Below are 24,938 nucleotides of genomic sequence, written 5' to 3'. Positions count from 1 at the left end.
ATTTAAGAAAGGATGAAAGGGGGGAGGTGCGCCCTCACCTTGGCGTTTAGCGTGCGGCGCGGGTGGCGACCCAGTTTTGCCAATCGGCGCGGCTGCCGGAGAAGGTGTTGAGGTCTACGTCACCGCCGATGCCGGGGACAACGCCGGTGGCGCTGTATTGCCAGAAGCGCCAAGTTTGGCTGGGGTAGGCCTCGGCGGGGGTTTTGGCAGTCGTGCGCAGCCAGAAGTCGTAGCCTTTGAAGCTGCCAAGGTCGTTTTTGCGGTAGAATTCTGGCGTGGTGTAGATGATTGGGCGTTGGCCGTAGTGCCGCTCAACCACCGCGAGCCAGCGGTGCATTTGGTCGCGGACTTCGGCCGCTGGAGGCCGGATATGCGCGCAGGTGGGGGAGAAGGGGTTCCATTCCATGTCGAGCACCGGGGGCAGCATGCCGGGGGTGCGCGGCACGTTGCGGATGAACCAGCGGGCCTGATCCTCGGGTGAGGTGCAGAAGTAATAGAAGTGATAGGCACCGCGCTTTACGGCGGCTTGGCCTGCGCCTTGCCAATGGGTATCGAAGTTGATGTCTTTGAGGTCGCCGCCTTCGGTGGCTTTGATAAAGGCAAAGTTCACGCCGTTCTGTCGGGCGGTACTCCAATCGATGTTGTTCTGAAAACGGGCCACGTCGATCCCGTGGACGGGGAAGGATTGCGGATTGCGACCGTGGAAGTCCACCGGGTCACTGTCGCTGAACCGCGCCGGGAAGAGCGTGCCGGGATCGGCGGGAGGCGGGTTGCCGGGGCGGCCACAGGCGGCGAGGGCCAGAAGCGACAGGATCAGGGCGCGACGGAGGATCATGGGCTGGGGTTTCCTGCGATAAAGGCGAGATTGTTGGCGGGCATGGCCACTTCGTCGATGGGGCTGAGGCCAGCATCGCTGAGCCAGCGGGCCATGTCGAGGTTGTCTTTGTAGCCGATCATTGGGTCTGCGGCGCGCAGTTCGGCGTCAAAGCGGGTGTCGCCGGGAGAGGTGGTTTGGCCTGCGCGTTTGAACGGGCCGTAGAGGATGAGCTTGCCGCCGGGGGCAAGGGCGGCGGCAGCCTCGGTGATGAGGCATTGGGTGGCTTCGGTCGGGATCAGGTGCAGGAGGTTGGCCAGCATGATCAGGTCGAAGGGGCCATGCTCGGCTGCCCAGCCGGGGCTGGTGGCGTCGAGCGGAAGGGGGGAGGCGATATTGGGCAAGGCGGCCTCGGCTGCGTAGGCGTTGATGCTGGCGCGGCGGGCGGTGTCGATGTCGCTGGGGTGCCATGTGAGACCGGGGAGGCGTCTGGCGAAGCCCAGGACATGTTGCCCGGTGCCACTGGCAATCTCCAGCGCGCGGCCTGTTGGTGGCGCGTGATCCGCCAGCAGATCGCAGAGCGCGTCGAGGTTGCGCGCGGCGGCGGGTGCGAAGAGCCGGTCGCCGCCGGCAGCCTCGGCGACGCTGGCACTGGGCGGCAGGCGGGTCATGTCTGTTCTTCCAGCCGATCGGTGGCGGGCGGGGGCGTGGGCGAAAGGGCTGCAATCGCGGCGTAGGTCTGCGGCGTCATCTGATAGGTCAGCGCCGCGAGCGAGGGTTCAAGCTGCGCCAAAGAGCGGGCAGAGATGATCGGCGTCGGCCGCGTGGGGTGGGCTGCGGCCCACGCCACGGCGAGGGTTGCAGGATGAGTGCCCAGATCGCGGGCGAGAGCGGCCAGTCCGGCTGCGGCGCCGTGCATTGCTTCTTGACCGTAGCGGGCGGCATAGCGCTCATCTTCGCTCAGGCGGCCTGTGCCCCCGGTGGCGTATTTCCCGGTCAGCAAGCCGCCGCCCAGAGGGGAGTAGGGGGCGACGAGGATTTCGAGGTCGTGGGCCATGGGCAGAATCTCGACCTCGGCCTGACGTTTAACGAGGTTGTACATCGGCTGGATCACGGCGATCTCCAAGCCGAAGTCGGCGGCGATATGGGCCGCTTTGACGACCTGCCATGCCGCGAAATTCGACAGGCCTACCTGACGGATATGGCCCTGCTCTTTCAACTCGGCCAGCGCAGCGAAGCTTTCGGTCAGCGGTGTGTCGGAGTCAAAGCGGTGCAGATAGAGCACGTCGAGCGTATCAAGCTGCATTCGCTGGCGCGACATCTCGGCTGAGGCGAGGATATTGGCGCGCCCTGCGCCGCCGGTATAGGCGGCTTTGGTGGCTACGATCAGGCTGTCGCGGCGCTCCTGCACGAATTGGCCCAGCAGCGTTTCAGAGGCCCCCTCGGTATAGACATGCGCCGTGTCGAAATGGGTGATCCCCGCCTCGACACAGGCGTCGAACATGGCGCGCGAGGCCGCCGCATCAGCGCGACCACCGAACTGCATGGTGCCGAAGGAAAGGCGGCTGGCGGGGGTGCCATCAAGGCTGGTAAGCATCTGTGTCATGCCCGATTGGTGGCATGGGTGCCGCCCGCGCGCAATGGGTTTGGCGCGGGGCAGGCGGTGGGGCGCTAGGCCGCTTGCGGCTCACCCTTTTCAAGGGCGCGTTGATAGGCCGGGCGGCTTTGAATCATCTCAACGAAGCCTTTGAGGGCCGGGTAATCAGCGGCGCGGCCTTGGCGCATGGCGACTTCGGCGGGGAAGCTGAGCATGATATCGGCGGCAGACAGCGTATCCTGCACAAAATGTCCCGAAGGGCGCACCAGGCTGTTCATATAGCTGTAGTGATTGTCCAATTCAGAGCTAATGCGCGGATGCAGCGGCGCTGCGGCATCGCCAAGGCGCGAGACATAGAGGTTGAGCAGGATCGGCGTCATGGCAGAGCCTTCGGCGAAATGCATCAGCTCCATATAGCGCAGGAAGGCGGGCGTATCGCGTTCGGGGATCATCTCGGGCGCGAAGCGGGTGCAGAGCAGATCGACGATGGCAGCGCTTTCGACAACCAACTGGCCATCAATCTCGATCATCGGGGACTTGCCCAGAGGATGCACCAGTTTCAACTCGGGCGGGGCGAGGTTGGTCTTGGCATCGCGCTGGTAGCGGATGACGTCATAGGGCTGATCCAACTCCTCCAGCAGCCAAAGGATGCGCTGCGAGCGGGAGCGGTTGAGGTGGTGCACGGTGATCATGGCAAGCGCCTTTCACAAAGAGGGAAGGGCGAGCCTAGCAACCCCGGCGCGGGCCGCAATGGAAAAGGGGCGCACGGTTGCCCGCACGCCCCTGTGATCTGTCAGCCGGTTCGGCTTACTGCGGGATGGTGCCTTCGATGCCTTCGACATAGAAGTTCATGCCCGCGAGCGTGCCGTCATCGGCGGTCTCGCCCTCGGCCAGCCACGCGGAGCCGTCCTGTTTGTTGATCGGCCCGGTGAAGGGGTGGTATTCGCCCGATGCGATCTTGTCTTTCATTTCCAGCGCTTCGGCTTTCACGTCGGCGGGAACGGCGTCAGAGATCTCGCCGATCTTGACCATACCCTCGCGGATACCATCCCAAGTCGCGGTAGACTCCCAGGTCCCATCCATCACAGCCCGGGTGCGTTCGATGTAATAGGGCGCCCAATCGTCGATGATTGACGAAACACGAGGCTTGGGGGCGTATTGCTCCATGTCGGCAGCTTGTCCGAACGTATAAACATTTCCTGCTTCTTCGGCTGCGGCATGAGGCGCCGTGGAATCGGTGTGTTGCAGGACAACGTCAGCGCCCTGTTCGATTAGCACCTTGGCGGCGTCGGCTTCTTTCGCAGGGTCAAACCATGTGTAGGCCCAGACGATTTTGAACTGAACATCCGGGTTTACTTTGCGGGCGTGGATGAAAGAGGCGTTAATGCCGCGGATCACTTCGGGGATCGGGTAGGAGCCGATATAACCGATGATATTGCTCTTGGTCAGTTTGCCAGCGATATGACCCTGAATGGCACGACCTTCGTAGAAACGTGCGGAATAAGTGGTAACGTTTTCAGCTTGCTTGTAACCGGTAGCATGCTCGAACTTCACGTCCGGAAATTTCTTGGCGACGTTTATGGTGGGATCCATGAAACCGAAAGAGGTGGTGAAGATCAGATCAGCACCGTCTAATGCCATTTGAGTGATCGCGCGCTCGGCGTCGGGACCTTCGGAGACATTCTCCTGGTAGATGGTCTCTACCTTGTCGCCGAATTCTGCTTCGATCGCCTTGCGGCCAACATCGTGGTGATAGGTCCAGCCGCCATCGCCAATCGGGCCGACATAGATGAAGCCGACTTTGGTCTTGTCCTGAGCCATCGCGCCAGTCGCGAGGCCGAGCACCATGGCAGCGCTGGTCAAAAGGGTGGTTAGTTTCATGAGGTTTCCCCTGTTTACGTGCCCCTTACCGGGGCTTGATGTGCGGCCAAGGCCGCGAGATGTGATGCCCCTAGTTTGAGGCGTGGAAGGTACGGCCCAGTGACGCCGGCGCGGCGCTTTTGTCCGCCGACAGCACCACCAGAACGATGATGGTGATGATATACGGCGACATTGCCAGATACTCTACTGGAATGGCAACGCCCGCGCCTTGCAAGTTCAATTGCAACTGAGTGATGCCGCCGAAAAGATAGGCACCCAAGAGTGCGCGCCATGGTTTCCACGAGGCAAAGACGACGAGGGCAAGGGCGATCCAGCCGATCCCGGCGGTCATGCCTTCGGTCCATTGCGGCACACGGATCAGGCTGATGTAGGCCCCGCCCAAGCCCGCGCAGGCCCCGCCGAAAAGGATCGCGGCAGTGCGGATGCGCTTGACCTTGTAGCCGAGCGCATGGGCCGCATCATGGCTTTCGCCGACCGCGCGCAGGATCAGGCCCGCGCGGGTGAACTTCAGCACCGCCCAGACCCCGGCGACCAGCGCGATCCCGAGGTAGAGGATGATGTCATGGGTGAAGAGGATCGGCCCAATCACGGGGATATCGGCCAGCGGGCCGAAGTCGATATCGCCAAGCCGGGGCGGTTTGATCCCGACGTAGCTTTGGCCGATCAACGCCGAGAGGCCGAGGCCAAAGAGGGTGAGTGATAGGCCAGAGGCGACCTGATTGGCGAGTGCCACCTGCGTTAGGAAGGCGAAGAGCAGGCTGAGCACGGCACCGCCCGCGGCGGCGGCGGCGAAACCCAAGAGCGGCGATCCAGTCTCGACCGCCGTGGCAAAGCCGCAGATCGCGCCGGTGATCATCATGCCCTCGACCCCGAGGTTCAGCACGCCGGATTTCTCGACCACCAATTCGCCGATGGCGGCGAAGATCAGCGGTGTCGCGGCAACGAGGAAGCCTGCGACGAACAAAAGCGGGTTGATTGCGGAAAGATCCATCAGGCAGCCTCCGCCGCGCCAAAGCGCAGCCGGTAATGTGTGAAAACGTCCAGCGCGAGCAGGAAGAACAGGAGCATCCCTTGGAACACTTGGATCGCGGCGGCGGGCAGGCCGAGGTTCGACTGCGCGATGTCGCCGCCGATGTAGGTCAGCGCCATCAGCCCGCCTGCGAGCAGGATGCCGATGGGGTGCAAACGGCCAAGGAAGGCCACGATGATCGCGGTGAACCCATAACCTACGTTGAAGTCGATGGTGATCTGACCGGAGGGGCCGGAGACTTCGAACATCCCCGCAAGCCCGGCGAGCAGGCCAGAGGTGCCGAGGCAAAACAGCACCAGCCGCGCCGGGTTCACACCCGAGAACCGCGCGGCGCGGGGGGCTTCGCCTGTCACGCGGATGGCAAAGCCCAACCGGTGTTTGGCGAGTAGGACGTAGGCGAATATCACCGCGATGAGGGCTGCGACCACGCCCCAATGCATGCCAGACCCGGCGAACAACTCGGCGTTATGGGCAGAAGCGTATTGTTGCAGGTTGCGCGAGCCGGGAAAGCCGTAGCCTTCGGGGTTTTTCAGCAAACCCAATGACATAGAGGCAAGGAATTGCTCGGCCACATAGACTAACATCAGCGAGACGAGGATCTCATTCGTGCCAAAACGCACCTTCAAAAGGGCCGGGATCATCGCCCAAAGCCAACCGCCCAAGGCCCCCGCGAGCACCATCAGCGGGAAGATATACCATCCCTCGGCGGGGTAGAACGCCAGCCCCGTCGCCGCGCCAAATATGGCGCCCATGATGTATTGCCCCTCGGCCCCGATGTTCCAGATGCCCGCTTTGAACCCAAGGCTCAGACCGATGGCGATCAGTACCAAGGGCGCGCCTTTGATCAGCAGTTGCGGGCGGTAATAAAAGGCATATTCGCCAAACAGTGGCTGCCAGAAAATCGTTTGCAGCGCCTCGACCGGGTCTTTGCCAAGCACGGCAAACAGCAGCCCGCCAAAAACGAATGTCGCCAGTACTGCCATGATCGGCGTCGACAGCGAAAGGGCCCGACTGGGCTGCGGGCGCTTTTCAAGGCGGATCACAGATCACCCCCAATGGTCAGAGTGAAAGATGCGAGGTTTGGCTTAGACATGCGCCACCTCCATGCCATGTGCGCCACCCATCATCAGGCCAATCTCTTCGACAGTCAGCCCCTGCGCGGGGCGCGTTGACGACAGGCGGCCTTCGTTCAGGGCGGCGAAATTGTCGGAAATCTCCATTAACTCGTCTAGGTCTTGGCTGATGACGATCACGGCGGTCCCACCCGAGGCGAGATCCAAAAGTGCCTGCCGGATCGCGGCGGCGGCAGAGGCATCGACGCCCCAAGTCGGCTGGTTCACCACCAGCAGCTCGGGCCGTTGCAGCACTTCGCGTCCGATAACGAATTTCTGCAAGTTCCCACCCGACAGCGAGCGCGCCGCATTGCCGGGGCCGGGGGTGCGCACGTCGAATGTCTTGATGATCTTCTCGGCAAAGCTGCGCGCCTTGCCCCAGTCGAGCATACCGCCCCGCTCCAGCCCTTCGCGGGCGGCCCCGGTCAGCATGGCGTTTTCCGTCAGCGACATGTCCGGCACCGCGGCGTGGCCCAGCCGCTCTTCGGGGGCGGTCAACACGCCAAGCGCGCGGCGGGCGGTTGGGCCAAGAAGGCCAATGTCGCGCCCGTCAAAGGTAATCATGCCCGCGCCGACCAGTGTTTCGCCCGAGAGCGCGTTGAGCAATTCGTCCTGCCCATTGCCCGCGACGCCGCCAATGCCCAGCACCTCACCGCGCCGCACCTCAACCGAAATCTCGCGCAGCGGCATGCCGAAAGCATGGGCCGAGCGGGCCGAGAGTTTGTTCAGCGTCAGCGTCACCTCGCCCGGTTCTTTGCTATCGCGCGTCGGTGTTTTCAGCGCCGAGCCGACCATCATCTCGGCCATGTCGCGGGCCGAAGTTTCACGCGGGGTGCAATGGCCGACGACCTTGCCCAAGCGCAGGATCGTGGCGCTGTCGCACAGGCTGCGGATCTCTTCGAGCTTGTGCGAGATATAAAGGATCGCGGTGCCCTCTGCGCTGAGTTTGCGCAGGGTTTTGAAAAGGATTTCAACTTCTTGCGGTGTCAGGACCGATGTCGGCTCGTCCATGATCAGCAGTTTGGGATCCTGCAGCAGGCAACGGATGATCTCAACCCGCTGACGTTCCCCCGCCGACAGATCTCCGACGATACGGTCCGGGGCCAGCGGCAGGCCGTAGGTGTCCGACACATCGCGGATCTGCTGGCTGAGTTCGCGCATGCGCGGCGGGTTTTCCATGCCGAGCGCGATGTTCTCCGCCACGCTGAGCGCGTCGAAAAGCGAGAAATGTTGAAACACCATGCCGACGCCCGCCTGCCGTGCGGCATGGGGATCGGTGGGGGCGAAGTTTTCGCCCCGCATCTGCATCTGGCCCGCGTCAGGTTTGACCAGCCCGTAGATCATCTTGACCAGCGTAGACTTGCCCGCACCATTTTCGCCCAGCAGGGCGTGAACCTCGCCCGGGGCGATCCGCAGGGACACGTCATCGTTCGCGACGACGCCGGGGTAGGCCTTGGTCAACCCGGAGAGGTCGAGAAGTTTGTCAGTCATGCGGAAGCCTTTGTCTGGGTCCGGGCGATGAGAGAGATCAACGCGCCATGGGCAATTTGCGTAGGCAGCTTGCCCAGCGATTTATCGCCAATAGGGCAGATGATGCCAGAGGGATCCAGCCCCATGTCGCGCAAGCGGCGGGAAAACCGTGACTTTTTTGTGTCAGAGCCGATCAGGCCGACGCTCTCTGCCCCCCGTTTAAGCAGGGCCGCGCAGAGGGCGAGATCGATGTCATGGGAATAAGTAAAGATCAGGTGATGCGCGTTTTGCGGCGCGTGGGCGGCAAGGCGCGGCATGTCGGCGGTGGGGGTGGCGGTGACATGGGGTGGGATCTCGGCGGGGAAGCGGTCGCGGGCGCTGTCGATCCATGTGATGGCAAAGGCCCGGGGCGGGCAGGCGGCCACCACTGCGCGGCCAACGTGCCCCGCGCCCCAGAGCCAAAGGGGCGTGTCGCTCTGCACATTCGGCAGTGGCAGTGGGGTGGCCGCGTCCAATGGGCGCGGCGAGGTTGTGTAGCGCAGGCTCACCGCTCCGCCACAACATTGTCCTAGGCCGGGGCCGAGCGGCACGGTCTGCGTGTCCTCAAGCCGCCCGTTGGCTAACATTTTGCGAGCATGTGCAATCGCCTGATGTTCCAGCGCCCCGCCGCCGATGGTGCCGTCGATGCTGTCGGGCGAAACCTTCATCGCCGTGCCCGCATCGCGCGGGGCCGATCCGCGCGTGGCGGTGACCTCGACGAAAATCGCGGTCATTTTCGCGCCCGTCCCACGGCGGCAAGGACGGCCTCGGCGGTGGCGGGGGCTTGCAGGTCGCCGTAGCTGTCGCCGCAGGCCGCCACGGCATCCGAGAGCGCCATGAAGGCCGAGATGCCCAGCATGAAGGGCGGCTCGCCCACGGCCTTCGAGCGATACACCGTCTGCGCCGGGTTGGGTTGGTCCCAGAGCGCTACGTTGAAGAAGGGCGGGCGGTCCGAACAGGCAGGGATTTTATAGGTCGAGGGCGCATGGGTGCGCAGGGTGCCGGTTTCGTCCCAGACAAGTTCCTCGGTCGTGAGCCAGCCCGCGCCCTGCACGTAGCCGCCCTCGATCTGGCCAATGTCGAGCGCCGGGTTCAGCGAGGCACCGGCGTCGTGCAGAATGTCGGTGCGCAGGATGCGGTTCTCGCCGGTGAGCGTGTCGATCACCACCTCGGTGCAGGCCGCGCCATAGGCGAAGTAATAAAACGGCCGCCCGCGCCCGGCGATGCGGTCCCATTCGATGTCGGGCGTCTTGTAGTAGCCGGTCGAGGAAAGGCTCACGCGGTTTTCATAGGCCGAGGCGGCGGCAGCGGCGAAGGTGATCTCTTCGCTTCCAATCTGCACCATGCCGTCGGTGAAACGCACCTGATCCGGCGTGGTCTGATAGCGTTCGGCCAGATGCGCCGCCATGCGGTCGCGGATCGTGTCGCACGCGTTCTGCGCCGCCATGCCGTTGAGGTCCGACCCCGAAGAGGCCGCGGTGGCTGAGGTGTTGGGCACCTTCGCGGTATCCGTGGCGGTGATCTTGACCAGTTCCGGCGAGACGCCGAAGCGCGAAGCCGCGACCTGCGCGACCTTTTGGAACAGCCCTTGCCCCATCTCGGTGCCGCCGTGGTTCAGGTGGATTGAGCCATCCTGATAGACATGCACCAGCGCGCCCGCTTGGTTGAGGTGGGTAAGCGTGAAGGAGATGCCGAATTTCACCGGCGTGATGGCGATGCCGCGCTTCAGCAGCGGGTTCTTCGCGTTCCACTCGGCGATTGCCGCGCGGCGCGCGTCGTAGTCGCAGTTTTTGACCAGACGGTCGGTGAGCGCATCGATGATGCAATCGGTGACCGGCTGCTGGTAGGGCGTGGACTGCACGTCCGAGGGGGCGACGGGGCTATTGGCACTCTCTGCCGGAGCGGGCGGCGCGCCGCGCGAGGACAGGTCACCCTCCCCGGCGGGCGGTGTGCGGTTGTCGATCGCGGTGCCGGTGTTCTCCACCTCGGTCGGGCGGTGGGCGTTGTCGCTGTAATAGTTGGCTCGGCGCACGGCGAGGGGGTCAAGGCCCAGCTCATGCGCGATATGGTCCATGACGCGCTCGATGCCGACGATCCCCTGCGGGCCGCCGAAGCCACGGAAGGCCGTGGCGCTGGCGGTATTGGTCCGAAGCCGGTGCGAGGTGATGCGGATGTCGCTCAAATGGTAGGCGTTGTCGGCATGCAGCATGGCCCGGTCGGCGACCGGCAGCGAAAGGTCCATCGACCAGCCGCACCGGGTGTAATGCGTGACGTCGAGCGCGGTGATGCGGCCATTGTCGTCGAAGCCCACGTCATATCCGATGCGGAAATCGTGCCGCTTGCCGGTGATGATCATGTCGTCATCGCGGTCATAGCGCATCTTGCAGGGTTTGCCGGTCAGCGATGCCGTCACCGCACAGGCCATGGCCAGCGCATTGCCCTGACTTTCCTTGCCGCCGAAACCGCCGCCCATGCGCCGGGTCTCGACCCGGACGGCATGCATCGGGCGGCCGATGGCATGGGCTACTTTATGCTGAATCTCGGTTGGGTGCTGGGTCGAGGAATGCACCAGCATGTCGCCGTTGTCCTGCGGCAGCGCCATGGCGGCCTGACCTTCGAGATAGAAATGCTCCTGCCCGCCCATCTCGATCTGCCCCGAGAGGTGGCGGGTGGCTTTCGCAAGCGCGGCCTCGGCATCGCCCTTCTGGTAGATGCGGGGGCCGTCCTCGAAACGGCTGTTCGCCGCAAGCGCCTGTTCCACCGTCAGGATCGGGTCGCGCGGGGTGATCTGCGGCTTGCCGAGTTGTGCCGCACGGCGCGCTGCGAGGTGGCTGGTGGCCACGACCAGATAGAGCGGCTGTCCCGCGTAATGCACCTGATCGGTCGCCAGCAGCGGCTCGTCATGGTTCGAGGGCGATGTGTCGCAGTCATGCGCAAGGTCAGCGGCGGTCAGCACCGCGACGACGCCGGGGGCCTCGCGCACGGCGGAAAGGTCAAGCCCGGTCAGCTCGCCCGCCGCGACGGGGCTGAGGCCAAAGGCCAGATGCAGCGTGCCGCGCGGGGTGGGGATGTCGTCGACATAGCGCGCGGCGCCGGTGACATGCAGCAGGGCCGCGTCATGGGGAAGGGGCTTTGCGACGCTCATGCCGAGACCTCCAGCAGGTTCGTGGGGGTGCCATTGGCATCGTGGAAGTAGCGCAGCAGCATGTTCTGGGCCGCCTGCATCCGGTAGGCCGCCGAGGCGCGCATGTCCGACAGCGGGGTGAAGTCCTTGGTCATCGCCTCCATTGCCTTGCGGATGGCCTCTTCGTTCCACGGCTGGCCAATCAGCGCGGCTTCGGCGGCGGCAGCGCGTTTCGGGGTGGCGGCCATGCCGCCGAAGGCGATGCGGGCAGTTAGTATTTCGCTGCCGTTGCCGGTGATCGAAATACAGCCGCAGACCGCCGAGATGTCTTGATCGAAGCGTTTCGACAGTTTGTAGCAGCGCAGCGTATCGTGCTGGCGCGGCACGGTGATCGCCTCGACGAATTCCCCCGGAGCGCGGTCCTGCTTGCCGTAGTCGAGGAAGAAATCCTCGAGCGGCATCTCGCGCCGCGTGTCACCACGGCGCAGATGCAGCGTGGCGCCAAGCGCAATCAGGGCGGGCGGGCCGTCTCCGATGGGAGAGCCATTGGCGATATTGCCGCCCAAGGTCGCTGCATTGCGCACCTGCGTCGAGCCATAGCGCCGCAGCATGGTGCCCAAGCTGGGGTGCAGGGGGCTCAGTTTCGCCTCAACCTCGGTTAGCGTCGTCATCGCGCCAATGCGCAGGCCGGTTTCATCCTCGGTAATCCCGCGTAGATCCGCGCAGCGGTTGAGGAAGGCCACGGCGCCAAGATCGCGGAAGCCTTTGGTGACCCAAAGACCCACGTCCGTCGCCCCGGCGATCAGTGTGGCGTCCGGATTGTCGAGATACCAAGCGGCGAGTTCGTCGCTGCTTTCGGGCTGCACATGCGGCGCGCCTTTGGCTTTGGCGGGGGCTGGGATGTCCTGCGCCAACTTTGACTTGAGGGTGCGCAGATGTTCTGGCACCGGCGCGCCTTCGGCGGCTTTGGCCGCGCGGATGATCGGCGCGTAGCCGGTGCAGCGGCAGAGGTTGCCTGCCAGTTGCACGTCATGATCCGTTGCACCATTAAGATGCGCCGTGGCCATCGAGACGACGAAGCCTGGCGTACAGAAACCGCATTGGCTGCCGTGGTGTTCGACCATCGTCTCCTGCACCGGATGCAGCGTGCCATCGGCGCTGGCCATGCCCTCAACCGTGGTGACGGCTTTGGCATTCACCTGCGGGAGGAAGAGGATACAGCCGTTCAACGCACGGCTTCCCTCCGCATCGGTAATCATTACTGAACAGGCGCCGCAGTCGCCCTCATTGCAGCCCTCCTTGGTCCCGGTCAGGCCACGCTCTTCGCGCAGCCAGTCAAGCAGGGTGGTGGTCGGGGACACGTTGGAGAGTGACACGACTTCTCCATTGAGAAGAAAAGTGATGTCCATTGGTTCTCATCCGCCGCGGTACAAAGTGGCCCATATCATTGCGCGGGGTTCGATGCGGCGTAGAACCGGGCGCGGGCGAGGTAGAGGTCAGGCTAGCGGGGCAGGGGGCGTTTTGGCAAGGAAAAATACCTTGGGCGAAAAATGCGCTGGGCGCGATCGGGTGCTGGTGCCTCAGGGGTGGCTGGCGTAGTTTGCGGCCATGTCAAATGATCCCCGATTCATTCATCTGCGTAGCCATTCCGAGTATTCCTTGCTGGAGGGCGCGCTGCGGCTGAAAAAGCTGCCCGGCATGTGCCGCGATGCGGGCATGCCCGCGCTGGCACTGACCGATAGCAACAACATGTTTGCGGCGCTGGAGTTTTCCGTCGCTATGGCTGGCGCCGGTGTGCAGCCGATCATCGGCTGTCAGGTTGATGTCGCCTATGTCGAGGTGCAGCCCGGTGAAAAGCCGCGCCCACCCGCGCCGATGGTGCTGCTGGCGCAGAGCGAATTGGGCTATGAGAATTTGATGAAGCTGAACTCCTGCCTCTATCTCGACAAGGGCGGGGCGGTGGCGGAGGTGGCGCTGGACGAGTTGGAAGCGCTGAGCGCTGATATCATCTGCTTGACGGGTGGTCCCTTGGGGCCGGTGGGCATGCTCTTGCAAGGCGGCCAGCGCCCGGCGGCAGAGGCGTTGATGGCACGGTTGAAAGCGGCCTTTGGCGATCGGCTCTATGTTGAATTGCAGCGTCACCCCGAAGACGGCGGCCAGCCCGAGCCCGAGCGCCTGACCGAGCGCGGCTTTGTCGAGATGGCCTATGCGATGGACATCCCGCTGGTGGCCACCAATGACGTCTATTTCCCCAAGCCCGATATGTATGAGGCGCATGATGCGTTGATTTGCATTTCGGAAGGCGCCTATGTTGACCAGCAACAGCCGCGCCGCCGTTTGACCGCGCAGCATTACTTCAAATCCCAAGCCGAGATGGCCACGCTTTTTGCCGACCTGCCCGAAGCGCTGAGCAACACCGTCGAGATCGCCAAACGCTGCGCTTTCATGGCCTACCGCCGCGACCCGATCTTGCCGAAGTTTGCCGACGACGAGGTCGCGGAATTGCGCCGCATGGCCAACGAGGGTCTGCAGGCGCGTCTGGCGGTGATCCCGCATGCGGTGAGCGTCGAGGAATACCAAAAGCGCCTCGATTTCGAACTGGGCATCATCGAAGGCATGGGGTTTCCCGGCTACTTCCTGATCGTTGCCGACTTCATCCAATGGGCCAAGGACAATGACATTCCCGTGGGGCCGGGGCGGGGCTCGGGGGCGGGGTCGCTCGTGGCCTATGCGCTGACAGTGACCGACCTCGATCCGCTGCGCTATTCGCTGCTGTTTGAGCGTTTCCTCAACCCCGAACGAGTGTCGATGCCCGACTTCGACATCGACTTTTGCATGGACCGCCGCGAAGAGGTGATCCGCTATGTGCAGGAAAAATATGGCCGCGACAAAGTCGGGCAGATCATTACCTTCGGTGCGCTGCTGTCCAAAGCTGCGGTGCGCGACATTGGGCGCGTGTTGCAGATGCCCTATGGGCAGGTGGACCGTCTGTCCAAAATGATTCCGGTTGAGGGGGTCAAACCCGTCAGCATTGAAAAGGCGTTGGCTGATGAGCCGCGTCTGCGGGAAGAGGCGAAGAACGAAGAGGTCGTGGCGCGGCTGTTGAATTACGGCCAGCAGGTCGAAGGGTTGCTGCGGAACGCATCGACCCACGCGGCGGGGGTGGTGATTGGCGACCGGCCGCTGGACCAGCTTGTGCCGCTTTATCAAGACCCGCGCTCTGACATGCCTGCCACGCAGTTCAACATGAAATGGGTTGAACAGGCCGGGCTGGTCAAGTTCGACTTTCTGGGCCTGAAAACCCTGACCGTCATTCAAAACGCCGTGGATCAGATTAAGGCGGGCGGGCGGCATCTGCATCTCGCCGCCGATGGGCGCGAGCTTTATCAGCCGCCCGAGGGGCATATCGACGACATCGCCACCATCCCGCTTGATGACAAGGCGACCTACAAGCTCTATTCCAGCGCGAAGACCGTCGCCGTGTTTCAGGTGGAATCCAGCGGTATGATGGATGCGCTTAAACGCATGAAGCCGACCTGTATCGAGGATATCGTGGCTCTTGTGGCGCTCTACCGTCCCGGCCCGATGGAGAATATCCCAACCTATTGTGAGGTGAAAAACGGCCAGCGCGAGCTGGAATCGGTGCACCCCAGCATCGACTACATCCTTGAAGAAACCCAAGGCATCATCGTTTATCAGGAACAGGTGATGCAGATCGCGCAGGTCATGGCGGGCTATTCGCTCGGCGGCGCGGACCTCTTGCGCCGTGCGATGGGTAAGAAGATTGCCGAGGAGATGGCCAAGGAGCGCCCCAAGTTCGAAAAGGGCGCGATGGCCAATGGCGTCGACAAGAAGAAAGCGGCGGAGGTTTTCGACCTTCTCGAAAAATTCGCCAACTACGGTTTCAACAAATCCCACGCGGCCGCCTATGCGGTGGTCAGCTACCAAACCGCTTGGCTGAAAGCGAACCACCCGGTTGAGTTCATGGCCGGGGTGATGAACTGCGATATTCACCTCACCGACAAACTGGCCGTGTACTTCGAAGAGGTGCGCAAACGGCTGGAGCTGCCTTGGGTGCCGCCCTGTGTGAACCGCTCGGATGCCTCGTTCAAAGTGGTTGATGGCGCGCTGGTCTATGCGTTGGGCGCGCTGAAGAACGTCGGACTTGAAGCGATGAAGCTGGTGACCGAGGGGCGCAAGGTGGATGGCGTCGATCGGCCTTTCGCTACGCTCTACGACCTCGCGCGGCGAGTCGACCTGAAACGCGTCGGCAAGCGGCCTCTGGAAATGCTGGTGCGCTCGGGGGCCTTTGATCAACTCGACAGCAACCGGCGCCGGGTGTTTCAATCGCTCGACGGGCTGGTCAGCTATTCGGCGGCGATCCATGAGCAGAAGGCCAGCAATCAGGTCTCGCTCTTTGGCGAGGCGGGCGATGATCTGCCTGAGCCGCGCATGCTGCCCTGCGATGACTGGCAGTCGGCGGAGCGGCTGGCCGAGGAGTTCAAGGCGGTGGGCTTTTATCTTTCGGGCCATCCGCTTGATGACTACATGGTCCCGCTGCGTCGCAAATGGGCGCGGGAGACTGGGCTGCCTTTCCTGACGCTGGACGAGTTGACCGAGAAGGTCAGCACCCGCGGTGCGATGAATGCGCGGCTGGCGGGGGTCGTGGCCGGGCGGCAGGAGAGGAAATCGGCGCGGGGCAACCGCTTTGCCTTTGCGCAGCTATCTGACACCACGGGCGGCTATGAGGTGACGCTGTTCTCCGACACGCTGGAACTTGCGCGGGAACATCTCGAAGTCGGCTCAAAAATCGTCATCACGGTCGAGGCCACGATGGAAAGCGATCAGCTCAAGCTGCTGGGCCGGTCGGTGGCACCCATTGATGCGGCGGTGGCGGATGCGGGCAGTATGGGGCTGCGGGTCTTTATCGACGGGCCGGGGGCGATTCAGGCGGTGGCCGATGTGCTCGACGGCGCGCGCCAAGCGGTCAAGGCGGCGGGCAAGGGGCCGGTGCAGTTCTGCCTGATGGACCCAAGCCTACCCGGCGAGGTCGAGGTCGATCTGGGCCGCGAGTTCCCGGTGACACCGCAGATCAAAGGCGCGATCCGCTCGCTCGACGGGGTGATGGAAGTCGAGGAAATCTAACCCCGGCGGCGCGCGCAGATCCGCCCTTTTTCCGGCCCATTGGTGGACGGCAAGCGGTGGCTGCGCTAATTCCCTGACAACCAAAGGGGAGCCGACCATGTACCGACGCATCAGCCTTCTAGTTATGGCAGCGCTTCCCTCAGCCTGCGGCATCGCGCCCACGGCGCCATCGCCACAGGTCGCGGAGATCGGCTTTGGCACCGCTTTGCCATTTGGCGAGGTCGCCCGTGTCTGTGATGTGCGCGAGCAGGATTTGGGGAAGATGGTCGAAGAACCTGCGGCACGGGGCTACCGGCTGTTCGATTCGCAACCCGGCAGCGCGGGGCCGCGCAGCTTCTATATTACCGGCTTTGCGGATGATTGCGCGCGCCAGTTGACGGCAGCCAATGTGTTATTCGGCACGCCCTCGGTCTACGAACAGTTGCACTATGGCCCGGGCGGGGAGAACCTGCCCATCGCCGAGACTGACGCGGCCTATGAGGCGATCAAGGCCAGTGTCTGCGGGGCGGGGCGCGGCAAACCCTGCGGCAAGCGGATTGGCACGCTCGATAAAACGGCGTTTTTCGTCAATGCTTATGAGCGGTTGGGCGAAACCGCGCGTTGGTCTGAGGTGCTGGTGCATGACGGGGCCGTGGCCGCCGTGGCAATGAAATCAGCGAATTGAGCGAAACTGCGGCTCAGTAATGCGGGGGCCGTTCGTCGCCCAAAAGCACCGCGCCACCGCCTGAGGCATCCCGCTCCCCCTCGCGCTGCATCAACATATGCACGCGGCGGTTCAGGGTGACGATCTCATCCTCCTGACGGGTGACGATCTCTGACATATCGTCGACCGCGCGGGTCAGGTGGGCGATCTGCTCTTCGAGTTGGTTAATTCGTTCTGCGGTTTGATCTGGGGTTTGTTCTGACATAGGGGCGCGTCCTTTTTGCGCGATTTAGCATGTGCGGGCGGCACAAGACAGGGGCAACACGCAGCGTTGCTTGCTCTTGCGGGGGGCTTGGGCTAGACGCGAGGCCAATTGATGCACCGAGGATCCTTGCCATGGCAAAGCCCAAGAAAACCCCCCGTCCCAAGGCGCAGACCCCAAAGGGGTTCCGCGATTATTTCGGGACCGAGGTGACCCATCGGGCCGAGATGCTCAGCAAGATCGCCGCAGTTTACCACCGCTATGGGTTCGACGCGCTGGAAAGCTCGGGCGTGGAGACGGTCGAGGCGCTTGGCAAATTTCTCCCCGATGTGGACCGCCCGAACGAAGGCGTTTTTGCGTGGCAGGAAGATTCCGAAGGCGACAAGCCCGGCGATTGGCTGGCGCTGCGCTATGATCTGACAGCGCCCTTGGCGCGGGTCTATGCCCAGCACCGCAACGATCTGCCGATGCCCTACCGCCGCTATGCGATGGGGCCGGTTTGGCGCAATGAAAAGCCGGGGCCGGGGCGGTTTCGTCAGTTTTATCAGTGTGATGCGGATACCGTAGGTGCGCCATCGGTGGCGGCAGACGCGGAGATCTGCGCGATGCTGGCCGATTGCCTTGAGGAAGTGGGCATCGCGCGCGGCGACTATGTGGTGCGGGTGAACAACCGCAAGGTGCTGAACGGTGTGCTGGAGGTTGCGGGCCTTGCCGGAGACGACAAGGATACCGAACGCGGCATCGTGCTGCGCGCCATCGACAAGCTGGACCGCCTCGGCCCGGAGGGCGTGCGCGCCTTGTTGGGCGAGGGCCGCAAGGACGACAGCGGCGATTTCACCAAGGGTGCCGGATTGGAAGACGCGCAGGCCGATGTGGTCATGGGCTTTATGCAGGCCAAACGCGACAGCGGTGCCGAGACGGTGGCGCGGCTGCGCGAGTTGGTCGCGGGCTCCGATGTCGGTGTGCAAGGTGTGGATGAGCTTGAGTTGATCTCTGACCTTCTGGCCGCGGGTGGCTATGGTCCTGACCGGGTTGAGATTGATCCGTCGGTCGTGCGCGGCCTTGGCTATTACACAGGGCCGGTGTTCGAGGCCGAACTGACCTTTGAGATCAAAGACGAAAAGGGCCGCGCGCGGAACTTCGGATCGGTCGCGGGCGGTGGGCGCTACGACGATCTGGTGAAACGCTTCACCGGGCAGGAAGTGCCCGCGACGGGGGTCTCCATCGGCGTTGACCGGCTGCTGGCCGCGCTGGCCGCGAAGGGGCGGCTTGAGGCCGAGGCCGCAGGCCCCGTCGTCGTCACCGTGATGGACCGCGACCGCATGGCCGATTATCAGGCGATGGTCGCCGAGTTGCGACAGGCGGGCATCCGGGCGGAGGTCTATCTGGGCAACCCCAAGAACTTCGGCAATCAGATGAAATACGCCGACAAGCGGCAGAGCCCGGTCGTCGTCATCGAAGGCGGCGACGAGAAAGACCGCGGCGTGGTGCAGATCAAGGACATGGTGCTGGGCGCGCAGCTTGCGCAAGAGGCGAGCCACGATGAGTGGAAAGAGCGCCCGAACCAATATGAAGTGCCCCGCGCCGATCTGATCAAAGCGGTCCGCGATATTCTGGATCGGGCGAGCTGATGCCGACACGTTCCGAAACGCTGGCGCGCGCGGCTTCCCTGCGCGCGATTTTCGAGGCGCAGGGCGCCGTGCTGGTCGAGCCGCCGATCTTGCAACCGGCCGACACGCTGCTGGACCTTTACGGCGAGGACATCCGCGCGCGCGCCTATGTCACCTCGGACGCGCTGCGTGGCGAGCAGATGCTGCGCCCCGATTTTACCGTGCCCGTGGTGCAGATGCATATGGCCCACGGGGCCGAGCCCGCGCGCTATACCTATTCCGGCGAGGTTTTCCGCCGTCAGGAACACGACCCGAACCGCGCCAATGAATACATTCAGGTGGGTTTCGAGGTCTTCGACCGCGCCGACCCGGCGGCGGCAGATGCCGAGGTTTTCGCCCTGATCGCCGAGGCGATGCAGGGGCTGCCGGTGCGCCCGGTGACGGGGGATATCGGTGTGCTGATGGCGGCGGTGCAGGGGCTTGATACCTCGCCCGCGCGCAAACAGGCATTGATGCGTCACATCTGGCGCCCGCGCCGCTTTCGCGCGCTGCTGGACCGCTATGCGGGGCGCAGCTCTGTGCCTGCCGGACGCAAAGCGTTGTTGGCCAAGGCAGAGGCCGAGATTTCGGCACCCATGGTCGGACTGCGCTCACAGGCAGAGATCGAAGCCCGCGTGGCAGCGCTGCGCGAGGATGCCAAGACCGCGCCGATTTCCGCGCAGCAAGTCGATCTGTTTGAGGCGCTGTTGGAGGTCAAAGAAACCCTGCCCAACGCGCTGAGCCGTCTGCGCGATCTGGCCGTCGACATGCCTGCCATTGGCGATGCCGTGGCCCGTGTCGCCGCCCGTGCCGAGGCGATGCGCGCCCGTGGTATCGAAACAGATACGCTCATGTTCGAGGCCAGCCATGGCCGGTCGTCGATGGAATATTACGATGGTTTCGTCTTTGCCTTCCGGGCCGAGGCGCGCCCCGATCTGCCCAGTATCGCCTCGGGCGGACGCTATGACGCGCTGACCCGGCGGCTGGGGCAGGGCGGTGAAATCCCGGCGGTGGGTGGTGTCATGCGCCCCGGTCTGATGCTGGAACTGGAGGCCGGGCAATGACGCTGAAACTTGGCGTGCCGTCCAAAGGGCGGCTGATGGAAAAGACCTTTGAGTGGTTCGGCGCGCGCGGCGTGAGCTTGCAGCGCACCGGGTCCGACCGAGAATATGCGGGCCAGGTTGAGGGCATTGAGGATGTCTCTCTGGTGCTGCTCTCAGCCGGGGAAATCCCGCGCGAACTGTCTGCAGGGCGCATCCACCTTGGCGTCACCGGCACCGATCTGGTGCAAGAGAAGCTGGCGCTTTGGGATCAATTGGTCGAGCCGCTGGAAGAGTTGAACTTTGGCCATGCGGATCTGATCATTGCGGTGCCGCAGGCTTGGGTCGATGTCGATACGTTGGATGATCTGGATGCTGCCGCTGCGGCCTTCCGTGCCGAACATGGCTTCCGCCTGCGGATTGCTACGAAATACCACCGACTGGTGCGGGAATTTCTGCGCACCCACGGCGTGGCTGACTATGCGCTGGTCGACAGCCAAGGCGCAACCGAAGGCACGGTGCTGAATGAAACCGCCGAGGCGATTGCCGATATCACCTCCAGCGGAGAGACCCTGCGCGCCAATCACCTGAAGATCCTCAGCGATGGTTTGATCCTGCAATCGCAGGCGACGCTGTGGCGGTCGCGTATGGCCCCCTTGGAAGATCACAGCCGCAAAGCGCTGAAAAAGCTGATCGAAAAACTGACCTGACGTAGCGTCATAACGCTGATTATTCTTATGTATTGCAACACATTGCAGCCCCCGGAGCCCTGCCGCTCCGGGTTGTTTTACTGTGCGGATCATCAAGACTCTTGCGGGATGCCGTCACTCGGATAGGGTGAAGGGATCAACAGGCCTATTGTAGAAGCCCCGGCAAAAGGGGAGCGACATGGGACATAGGGAGGATCCGTCGATGATCGGATGTCACGCGCCCCTTGCGAGGGGCCGCAGCCGTCGCCGCATGGGAGTGGGCGATTGCTGAAGATTGAGGATTTGCATCTGTCCTTTGGCGGCATCAAAGCGCTGCAGGGGGTGAATTTCGAAGCCAGGGCCGGAGAGATCACCGGTGTCATTGGCCCGAACGGCGCGGGCAAGACTTCTCTTTTCAATGCCATATCAGGGTTTTACAAACCCGACCGGGGGCGTGTTTCCTTTGAGGGGGAAGACATCACTGCGCTCAGCCCCGACAAACGCGCAGCGCTTGGGTTGGCGCGGACTTTCCAGAACATCGCCCTGTTTCGGGGCATGACCGTGCTCGACAACATCAAGCTCGGTGGCCACACGCGGTTGAACACCAACGTCTGGCAAGCTCTGCGCTACTTCGGGGCGGCTCAGAAGGCAGAGTTGGAACTGCGCCGAGAGATTGAGGAACAGGTGATCGATTTCCTCGAGATCGACCACATCCGTAAATACCCGATCACCATGTTGCCCTATGGCCTGCAAAAAAGGGTCGAACTGGGCCGGGCGCTGGCGATGCGACCGAAGGTTTTGCTGCTGGATGAGCCGGTGGCAGGCATGAACCGCGAGGAAACCGCCGACATGGCACGTTTCATCCTCGACGTGCAGGAGCAGTTCGGCACCACCATCCTGCTGGTCGAACATGACATGCATATGGTGATGGATATTTGCAGCCGGATCATCGTGCTGAACTTTGGCCAGCAGATCGCCAGCGGAACGCCGGAAGAGGTCTCAAAAGACCCGGCGGTGATTGAAGCATATCTGGGGGCAGCAGCATGACGCCGATTTCTTTTAAAGAAATCGGGCCGGAATTTTTGAAAAATTCCGGGGTACAGGAAAGGGAGGCGCTCTGATGGGGCAGTTCGTGCAATTTGCGATCAACGGGCTGATGGCGGGGGCGATTTATGCGCTTATCGCTGTGGGGATCGTCAGCGTCTACAAGGCCACCAAAGTAGTGAACTTCGCCCATGGCTACCTGATCATGTTCGGGGCCTATTTCTATTTCACCTTCGCAGTGATCGTCCCCGGCCAACCTTGGGCCCCGACGTGGCTCGCGTCATGGCAGCCCGGCTGGATGGTTGAGATGCGGGGCGAATTGCCGATGTTCTCACCCGTGGCGGCGGTGCTGGATTGGGTGGCGAACCTGCCGCGCATTCTGCTGGGGCTGGCTGGGGCGCTGGTTTGCAACGCCATTCTGGGCCGCATTATCGAACGCGTCCTGATGCGCCCGCTGATGGGCCAGTCGATCTTTGCGATGATCATGGTGACGGTGGGGCTGATCTCGATCCTCTCGGGCGCGGCGCAGTTGATCTGGACCGCAGATGCGGCCTCCGTGCCCTATATCGCGCCCAATATGCCAATCCGGTTCGAGCTGTTCGGCACGATGATCTTCCTCTTCGGTACTGACCTTGTGAACATGGCCGTAGCGCTGCTGCTCTTTGGCGGCATCGTCGCCTTCGTGAAGTTCACCAAGGGCGGCATCGCCATCCGCGCCACCGCCGAAGACCAATCCACCGCCTATTCGATGGGCATCTCGGTGCCCAAGGTCTTCTCCCGCGCTTGGGTGCTGGCCAGCACCACAGGGGCCATCGCGGGGGCAATCCTCGCCACCCGCAACGGCATTTCACCGAGCCTTGGCCTCTTCGGCTTCTCGGTGCTCGCAATCGTGCTGATGGGCGGGCTCGACAGCTATGTCGGCGTCTTGATCGCGGCAATGGTTGTTGGCGTGCTTGAGGCGATGACGCAGTGGAAGATGGGCGGCGGCTGGGCCGAGATCGTGCCTTATGTCACCGTGCTGGTCGTGCTCGTCTGGCGGCCCCATGGCTTAATGGGTCAGAAAGAGGTTGAGCGGATATGATTAACGCGAACCTGAAGTCCAGTTATGCCGCCGACGAGCGGGTGCTGAACAACCGCTACAAACAGGCCTTCGTCTACGGCTCGATCCTTGCGCTGGCGCTCTTCACCCTGTTCGGCAACGACTATCTGATCCTGATCGCCAGCCAGATGGGCATCCTGCTGATTGCCGTGGTGGGGATCAACATCCTGACGGGCTACACTGGGCTGGTGTCGCTGGGCCATGGCGCCTTTGTCGCCATCGGCGCCTATGCGGTGACGATCTTCGGCAATCTCGGGGCGGGGGTGATCCCGGCGGGAATAATGCCCTTCGTCTCGGTCCCGCTGGCGGTGGCGCTGGCGGCGGCGGTGGGCGTGCTGGTGGGGCTGCCGAGCCTGCGGGTCAAGGGGCTCTACCTCGCCGTGGCGACGCTGGCCGCGAATTTCATCGTGATCTTCCTGATCGAGGAGGACATTTTTGCCCCTTGGACCGGCGGCATGGTGGGGATCAACACCAATGTGCCGAACCTGCTGGGCTGGGAGCTCGACACCAAGCGCGAGATGTTCGGGCTGATCGCCGTGGTGGGCCTCGTCTCGCTGCTGGCGGCGCAGAACCTGATCCGTACCCGCGTCGGCCGCGCCTTCATCGCGATCCGCGACCGGGACTATTCCGCCGAGATCCTCGGCATCTCGCTTCTGCGCTACAAGCTGATGAGCTTTGCCCTCTCCGCGGCCTACTGCGGTCTTGCCGGAGCGCTCTTCGCCTATTTCTACGCCCGCATCCTGCCCGAGCAGTTCGAGCTGGCGCTGTCGCTCAACCTCGTGGCGGCGCTGATCATCGGTGGCATGGGGCGTACGATGGGGCCGGTGTTCGGTGTCATCATCGTGGTTATGGTGCCGGAGGTGATCAAGGTGCTGTTTGGCGCGCTGGCGGGCGACAGCGCCGGGGCAGGGCAGTTGCGCGCGCCCTTGCAGCAGATCGCCTTCGGCGTGCTGCTTGTTTTGTTCCTGCTCAAGGAGCCCTTGGGCATCAACCAGATCGTCGATCGCATCCTGCGCGCCGCAAACCGTTGGCCGTTTGCGCGCGGGTAATCAAAAGGCCACATCAGGGAGAAGACAATGACCATGAACCGCCGATCCTTCCTCGCCACCACGGCCGCCGCGACGGCAGTCATCGGCACGCCGATGATCCTGCGCGCCCAGCCCAAGGAATACGTGCTTGGTGCCTCGCTGCCGCTCACGGGGCCTTTTGCCACTGCGGGCCAGCTCGTCGCCCCGGCCTTCGCCATGGCGACCAAGCTTTTCAACGACGAGGGCGGCGTGGCCGGCGTGCCCATCCGCTTCGTCACCGAGGATTCAGGCTACGTGCCGCAGAACGCGCTGAACAACTACCAGCGCGCGCTGGCCTCGGAAGGCAAGAACATGATCGGTTACTTCGCCGACAGCACCGGCGCGATGAAGCTGATCGCGCCCGAGCTGAAGGGCGAGAACGCCCGCATCATGGGCTCGACCTCCTTCGCCTCGGAACTCGCCAACCCCGAGACGCATCCCTACCAGTATCTTTCTGGCCCGACCTACCAGAGCCAGTTCGACATCCTGTTGCAGAACATCAAGAACGAGGGCGGGCAGAAGGTGGCCTTCATCTTCTCCAACACCGAGTTCGGGCGCGATCCGATCGAACACGGCCGCAAGACCGCCGAGGCACTGGGCCTCGAGGTCGTGCTGGAGGAAAGCACCAAGGCCGAGGGCGCGGACATCCCGACCCATGTCACCAAGCTGGCGCAGTCCGGTGCGGATCACTGCATCCTGCAAGGCTATGTCACCGGCGTCTGGCCACAGCTCATCGGCGGTGCACGCCAGTTTGGCCTGCCGGTCAAGTTCAAGGGCACCTTCTGGGGCATGGAGAAGCTGATCGCCGACCGGATCACCGCTGAGGCGGGGCCGTTCCTTGCCGGGTACGAGGGCGTCATGCCCTACCGCTATTTCTACGACCGCGAAGAGGCGCCGCGCTACCAGCAGTACGCTGAACTCAGCAAGCAGATGTTCGCGGGTACGCCCCTGGAGAACTACATGTCGACATGGGCGATCCAGACCATGTGCGGGCTGGAAATCGCCATGAAAGCCTTCCGCGACACCGCCGAGGCCGGGCTGGAACTGACGCCTGACAATATCGCCGAGAAGCTGGCGGGGATTTCCGATTGGGATACGGGCGGCTTCTTCGGCGGGCCGGTGAGCATGGAGAACAACGCCATCGGGACCGGCCGGGTCTATGGCTACAACCCGGAAGACGGGCTGTTCACGCCGAAATCGGACTGGTTCACCGTGTAAGCGAAAGAGGTTCGG

The 24,938-nt window shown here is 63.2% G+C and carries 21 protein-coding genes; 9 read left to right on the top strand and 12 right to left on the bottom strand.

The window, feature by feature from the left end; genetic code table 11:
• Positions 1-46: 46 nt before the first annotated feature.
• The 11 genes from K3759_RS14075 to xdhA all read right to left on the bottom strand — a co-directional run bounded on the left by K3759_RS14075 (position 47) and on the right by xdhA (position 12,476).
• Complete coding sequence (locus tag K3759_RS14075; protein WP_259982716.1) at positions 47-835, bottom strand: glycoside hydrolase family 25 protein; 789 nt, start codon at positions 833-835, stop codon at positions 47-49.
• The gene (locus K3759_RS14070) at positions 832-1,485 is read right to left on the bottom strand and encodes a class I SAM-dependent methyltransferase (protein ID WP_259982715.1); all 654 of its coding nucleotides are present in this window, start codon (positions 1,483-1,485) and stop codon (positions 832-834) included. Before K3759_RS14070 ends, K3759_RS14075 begins: the two co-directional genes overlap by 4 nt.
• Positions 1,482-2,420 (bottom strand): aldo/keto reductase, encoded by a 939-nt coding sequence (locus K3759_RS14065; protein ID WP_259982713.1) that lies wholly within the window; start codon positions 2,418-2,420, stop codon positions 1,482-1,484. Before K3759_RS14065 ends, K3759_RS14070 begins: the two co-directional genes overlap by 4 nt.
• A gap of 65 nt (positions 2,421-2,485) precedes the next feature.
• On the bottom strand, positions 2,486-3,103 hold the full coding sequence (locus tag K3759_RS14060) for a glutathione S-transferase family protein (RefSeq protein WP_259982712.1): 618 nt from the start codon (positions 3,101-3,103) through the stop codon (positions 2,486-2,488).
• Positions 3,104-3,218: 115 nt separating this feature from the next.
• Entirely contained in the window at positions 3,219-4,292 is a 1,074-nt protein-coding gene (locus K3759_RS14055) for a BMP family ABC transporter substrate-binding protein (protein WP_259982711.1), read from the bottom strand.
• Positions 4,293-4,362: 70 nt separating this feature from the next.
• Positions 4,363-5,283 carry an ABC transporter permease gene (locus tag K3759_RS14050; protein ID WP_067935773.1) on the bottom strand — a complete coding sequence of 307 codons (921 nt, stop codon included), beginning with the start codon at positions 5,281-5,283 and terminating at the stop codon, positions 4,363-4,365.
• Positions 5,283-6,365, bottom strand: a complete 1,083-nt coding sequence (locus K3759_RS14045) for an ABC transporter permease (protein ID WP_259982708.1) — start codon at positions 6,363-6,365, stop codon at positions 5,283-5,285. Before K3759_RS14045 ends, K3759_RS14050 begins: the two co-directional genes overlap by 1 nt.
• Before the next feature lie 42 nt (positions 6,366-6,407).
• Positions 6,408-7,925, bottom strand: coding sequence for an ABC transporter ATP-binding protein (locus tag K3759_RS14040; protein ID WP_243261379.1), 1,518 nt, complete (start codon positions 7,923-7,925; stop codon positions 6,408-6,410).
• A complete protein-coding gene (gene xdhC / locus K3759_RS14035) occupies positions 7,922-8,677 on the bottom strand; it encodes a xanthine dehydrogenase accessory protein XdhC (protein ID WP_259982706.1) in 756 nt (251 codons plus the stop codon). Before xdhC ends, K3759_RS14040 begins: the two co-directional genes overlap by 4 nt.
• On the bottom strand, positions 8,674-11,088 hold the full coding sequence (gene xdhB, locus K3759_RS14030) for a xanthine dehydrogenase molybdopterin binding subunit (protein ID WP_259982704.1): 2,415 nt from the start codon (positions 11,086-11,088) through the stop codon (positions 8,674-8,676). Before xdhB ends, xdhC begins: the two co-directional genes overlap by 4 nt.
• Positions 11,085-12,476: a xanthine dehydrogenase small subunit gene (gene xdhA / locus K3759_RS14025; protein WP_259982702.1), complete on the bottom strand. Its 1,392-nt coding sequence runs from the start codon at positions 12,474-12,476 to the stop codon at positions 11,085-11,087. The genes xdhB and xdhA overlap by 4 nt, the downstream gene beginning before the upstream one ends.
• Positions 12,477-12,675: 199 nt before the next feature.
• Between xdhA and dnaE the strand changes: the two genes are divergently transcribed.
• Complete coding sequence (gene dnaE / locus K3759_RS14020) at positions 12,676-16,212, top strand: DNA polymerase III subunit alpha (RefSeq protein ID WP_259982700.1); 3,537 nt, start codon at positions 12,676-12,678, stop codon at positions 16,210-16,212.
• A gap of 97 nt (positions 16,213-16,309) precedes the next feature.
• Complete coding sequence (locus K3759_RS14015) at positions 16,310-16,876, top strand: hypothetical protein (protein ID WP_259982698.1); 567 nt, start codon at positions 16,310-16,312, stop codon at positions 16,874-16,876.
• A 13-nt stretch (positions 16,877-16,889) separates the two neighbouring features.
• On the opposite strand, the gene K3759_RS14010 is transcribed toward K3759_RS14015, so the two are convergent.
• Complete coding sequence (locus K3759_RS14010) at positions 16,890-17,084, bottom strand: SlyX family protein (protein ID WP_093928613.1); 195 nt, start codon at positions 17,082-17,084, stop codon at positions 16,890-16,892.
• A gap of 167 nt (positions 17,085-17,251) precedes the next feature.
• Here K3759_RS14010 and hisS point away from each other — a divergent pair, with 167 nt between their 5' ends.
• From hisS to K3759_RS13975, 7 genes are all read left to right on the top strand, one after another.
• On the top strand, positions 17,252-18,748 hold the full coding sequence (gene hisS / locus K3759_RS14005; protein ID WP_259982696.1) for a histidine--tRNA ligase: 1,497 nt from the start codon (positions 17,252-17,254) through the stop codon (positions 18,746-18,748).
• A complete protein-coding gene (locus tag K3759_RS14000; protein WP_259982695.1) occupies positions 18,748-19,830 on the top strand; it encodes an ATP phosphoribosyltransferase regulatory subunit in 1,083 nt (360 codons plus the stop codon). Before hisS ends, K3759_RS14000 begins: the two co-directional genes overlap by 1 nt.
• The gene (gene hisG, locus K3759_RS13995; RefSeq protein WP_259982693.1) at positions 19,827-20,516 is read left to right on the top strand and encodes an ATP phosphoribosyltransferase; all 690 of its coding nucleotides are present in this window, start codon (positions 19,827-19,829) and stop codon (positions 20,514-20,516) included. The genes K3759_RS14000 and hisG overlap by 4 nt, the downstream gene beginning before the upstream one ends.
• Positions 20,517-20,726: 210 nt before the next feature.
• On the top strand, positions 20,727-21,542 hold the full coding sequence (locus K3759_RS13990) for an ABC transporter ATP-binding protein (protein ID WP_259982692.1): 816 nt from the start codon (positions 20,727-20,729) through the stop codon (positions 21,540-21,542).
• 73 nt (positions 21,543-21,615) lie between these two features.
• Positions 21,616-22,620, top strand: coding sequence for a branched-chain amino acid ABC transporter permease (locus tag K3759_RS13985; RefSeq protein ID WP_259982691.1), 1,005 nt, complete (start codon positions 21,616-21,618; stop codon positions 22,618-22,620).
• A complete protein-coding gene (locus K3759_RS13980; protein ID WP_259982690.1) occupies positions 22,617-23,687 on the top strand; it encodes a branched-chain amino acid ABC transporter permease in 1,071 nt (356 codons plus the stop codon). The genes K3759_RS13985 and K3759_RS13980 overlap by 4 nt, the downstream gene beginning before the upstream one ends.
• Before the next feature lie 27 nt (positions 23,688-23,714).
• Positions 23,715-24,923, top strand: coding sequence for an ABC transporter substrate-binding protein (locus tag K3759_RS13975; RefSeq protein WP_259982688.1), 1,209 nt, complete (start codon positions 23,715-23,717; stop codon positions 24,921-24,923).
• Positions 24,924-24,938 lie beyond the last annotated feature (15 nt).

Origin of the sequence: Sulfitobacter sp. W027, from assembly GCF_025143985.1 — a bacterium.
Lineage (GTDB): Bacteria > Pseudomonadota > Alphaproteobacteria > Rhodobacterales > Rhodobacteraceae > Sulfitobacter.
Note: the sequence above shows the minus strand (reverse complement) of the source record. Positions and strands in the feature narration are given on the sequence as shown.